We start from the raw sequence: 4067 nt of genomic DNA, 5'->3' as shown, positions 1-4067 counted from the left end.
GTTGTGCGTTTGTCTTAGATGTTGGATTAACTAATCCGTGTTGCTCTGCATAACCATTAAAGCCCATGTCATTATCTTCAGCTTGATGCTTCGTAGTGTCATTGTTGCTAGTTACATCATGGTTGAAACCAGGATCAATATCATTGTTGTCATCAACATCGTGGTTAAACCCAGGATCTACACTGTTGTTACTACCTTGAGATGTTATAGGTTGACCATTATTATCGTGATTGAACGCTTGGTCAATGTTATTTGTTGCTGCAAAAGCATGGCCATGTGACATAAGTAATAGTGATGATGTTACTAATGTTGTTCCGAAAGCATATTTAAAACGTCTTTTAATCAATTCATCCACTCCCTAGTAAATAGCATTCTTCATACATAAAGATGATTATTTAATAATTAAAAATATCATAAATATGTATATTTATAACTTAACACAATAATTTAAATTCAACCTTAATATCTTCTATCAACTGAATGACAGTTTTGTCATATAAGCATTCATCACATTATTGTGCTACGATATATACGACTTTTTAAACTAGGAGAGGATGTTTGATGCAATTACGTGCAGTAACCGAAGCGGATCTGTCTTCACTGATTGAATTGGAAAATGAAGGCTTTACATCTGATGAAGCAGCTACATCAGAAGCATTAAAAGAGAGAATCGGTAAAATACCTGATACATTCATCATAGCTGAAAACGCCGGCCAAATTCTTGGCTATATTAATGGGCCTGTGATTACGCAACGTTATATAACTGATGACTTATTTGAAACGAGTGAGCGCAATCCTGAATATGGTGGCTATCTTAGTGTACTTGGATTAGTTGTTAGCAAAAGTAGCCAAGGACAGGGCATTGCCGGGCAATTATTAAAAGCATTTGAGAATTTGGCTAGACAACATTCAAGACATGCCGTAACACTAACTTGTCGCGAAGCATTAGTGCCTTTTTATGAACATTACGGCTATATTAATGAAGGAGCGTCAACGTCACAACACGCGGGTATAAAATGGTATAACATGGTTAAAGAAGTATAATTAGATGTCTTAGAATGAATATAGTAGTATATGAAGATATATATGGTTTGTAGTACTTCAGTAAATAATACGTTATGGGCTTCACACAATAGAAATCAATTTGTGTATGCCCATTTTTTTAATGGTTTTGTCTATCATAACATCTCTAGGCGACCTCGTTAAAAATAACAAACACTGTTATTGAATTGACCAACTGTATGAAGGACCCCATCGAAAAAGTAATTTCAAATCAACTATGTATTGTTTGAAATATAATAATTATCAAAACTTAAAAAATTCAAAAACTCTATTTTAATAGGAAGAAACTCGTTCTGAAGAATTTGTTTTTTCCTATTTTTAATTTAAAAATAGCTCTAATTACCAAAGAAATAATAAAGCGATAGATCTGTCGTGCTTACAAAATTGTTATACCGATTAAATAAATGAATTTAAATACAAATAAATGAATATTATCATCCCAATCCAGTATATATAAATAAGCATTACAACTGATTCATCTTAAAGAAACTTACTAATCAAGTAATAATTTGATTGAAACAAAAATAATGAAAATAAAAATAATGAATAAATCGTGCATACTTTTGAATTTTGCGCAATATAATATAGAAAAACCTTATATAAATGAACTCTAATTTTGTTGCAATTTGCATGTAAAGGGTAATATAATAGCATAAATTCAAATTAATTGTGGTCAATTAGTAGATGGGGAAGTAAATGGAAAATAGAGGAGAGTATTATGTCGAAAAAAGAGAGAAATTTTAAACGATCCTTTGGTGAAGAAAAAGCAAGGGTGAAACTATATAAATCTGGAAAACAATGGGTTAAAGCGGGTATTAAGGAAATTCAACTACTTAAAATGTTGGGTTTACCATTCTTAAATAAAGATGTAGAAGAAATTAGCAATTTAGAAACAAATCATAATGAGCGATTAAAAAACAAGCTATGAGAGCAACTGGATTAGTAGGCGGGGCCTTTACCTTTACGATGCTTAATGACCATCAGGCATATGCTGCTTCTGAGACACCTATGACTTCAGAAATTTCATCAACGAGTGCAACAGTAGCAAATCAACAATCAACTGCGATTACTAAATCAGAAACTTCCGAGTCTACTGAATCAACAAGTAAAAGCACTGTAGAAAGTACAAGCAATAAGAATTCAGTAGAAACGACTTCTAATAAAGAGGCATCTAACGCTAATTCATCCACGAGTACAACGTCTACTTCGGAACAAGAAGCACCTAAGTCAGAAGCTGCTTCTTCGGAAAAACAAATTGAAAAGAACTCTGGAAATACATCGAATAGTGATAAAAGTAAAGAGACAAGTACGTCTGAAGAAAAAAAGAGCAGTACGAATTCTTTAGCAAAAGACACTTCTACTAACAGCACATCAGAAAAAAGTAATAAAACTTCTTCAAGTAGCAATAAAGAATCATTAAGTAACTCAAATGAGAATAACTCAAAAGGAAGTACGCGTACTGAAGCATCACTAGCGTCAAATAATGCCCAAAAAAGTGTGACATCTTCAACGCACACTACAGAAAGCAATAAAAACGAAGATTTAGGATCTGCCTTATTTACTACTAATTCAACAAGTTCATCCACAAGTCCAACTAAGTTAAGAACATTTAGTAGATTGGCAGTAAATACACTTGCAGCAACAACAGCAGCGACTAGTCAAACTAACACATATACAGGTAGTGGTACAGATTCAGTAAATAACACGCCAATTTATTATAAATTAATAGTGACTAATAATGGAAATGGTTCTGTAACATTTAAATATATACTTACTTACGATAATCCTGCCACTGATAGTGTTGAAACGCCGAATGTGAGTAAAAAGACAGCAACGCTTATGTCTCATCCACAAAGACCATTAATTACATTAGGTTCTGGTTATGGCAATATCACAAACGTAACACAAGGATACTCCGATTCATATGGTAATTATACGGGGACTACAACAACTCCATCGTTGAATAAAGTGAATGGGGGATATACTTGGTCAAGTACCAATTTAAATGGAACATTAATTGGACAGGGTAAAAGTGTAACAGCCACTTTTACTGTACCTATTAATAATAAATCAGGAGACCTATCGTTTACAGTATCACCGTATGCTTATCAAGATGGTAATGATTATAGACTAAATTATTTTAGTGACAATCAAACAATTAAAAATCTTGAACCAAGTCAATCGACATCGACATCAGTGGTAACTTCAAATAATGAAAGTACATCTACTTCAACTGCTAATAGTAAGAGCTTATCGACAAGTACATCATTAAGTGATTCGACAAAAACAAGTACATCGACTAGTAAATCAACATCAATAAGTATGAGTGACTCAACAAGCACAAGTATAGTTAATAGCGAAAATGCATCAAGAAGTGAAAGTGTAGCCAAAAGTGAAAGTGACTCAAAAAGCACAAGTACAAGCAAAGTTAATAGCGAAAATGCATCAAGAAGCGAAAGTGTAGCCAAAAGTGAAAGTGACTCAAGAAGTACGAGTACATCATTAAGTGATTCGACAAAAGCGAGTACGTCATTAAGTGCATCAACATCAACAAGTGTGAGTGATTCAACAAGCACAAGTACGTCAGACAGTGCATCAACATCAACAAGCGTAAGTGACTCAACAAGTGCAAGTACATCGTTAAGTGAGTCAACATCAACAAGTGAGAGCACGTCATTAAGTGGATCAGAAAGCGTGAGTCTTTCAGACTCATTAAGCGCAAGCACATCATTGAGTGCGTCAACATCAACGAGCATGAGTGATTCAACGAGCACAAGTACATCAGATAGTGAGTCAGCATCAACAAGCGTGAGTGACTCAACAAGCACAAGTACGTCAGATAGTGAGTCAACATCAACAAGCGTGAGCGATTCAACGAGCACAAGTACGTCAGATAGTGAGTCAGCATCAACAAGCGTGAGCGACTCAACAAGTGCAAGTACATCAGATAGTGCGTCAACATCGACAAGTGTGAGTGATTCAACGAGCACAAGTACATCAGATAG

2 protein-coding genes and 2 pseudogenes are annotated in these 4067 nt (G+C 34.4%); 3 read left to right on the top strand and 1 reads right to left on the bottom strand.

Going from position 1 to position 4067, the window contains the following annotated elements:
* Positions 1-346 (bottom strand): annotated as a pseudogene (locus HMPREF3239_RS05695) (hypothetical protein); the annotation flags it as partial.
* A 215-nt stretch (positions 347-561) separates the two neighbouring features.
* Here HMPREF3239_RS05695 and HMPREF3239_RS05690 point away from each other — a divergent pair.
* The 3 genes and pseudogenes from HMPREF3239_RS05690 to HMPREF3239_RS12450 form a co-directional block, all read left to right on the top strand.
* Complete coding sequence (locus tag HMPREF3239_RS05690) at positions 562-1044, top strand: GNAT family N-acetyltransferase (RefSeq protein WP_070855011.1); 483 nt, start codon at positions 562-564, stop codon at positions 1042-1044.
* 736 nt (positions 1045-1780) lie between these two features.
* Complete coding sequence (locus tag HMPREF3239_RS05685; RefSeq protein ID WP_070855010.1) at positions 1781-1990, top strand: KxYKxGKxW signal peptide domain-containing protein; 210 nt, start codon at positions 1781-1783, stop codon at positions 1988-1990.
* Positions 1987-4067, top strand: a pseudogene (locus tag HMPREF3239_RS12450) (adhesin); the annotation flags it as partial. The gene HMPREF3239_RS05685 and the pseudogene HMPREF3239_RS12450, both read left to right, overlap by 4 nt.

It is taken from the genome of Staphylococcus sp. HMSC34C02 (assembly GCF_001838705.1).
GTDB lineage: Bacteria > Bacillota > Bacilli > Staphylococcales > Staphylococcaceae > Staphylococcus > Staphylococcus borealis.
This window is presented reverse-complemented; position numbering and strand designations above follow the sequence as displayed.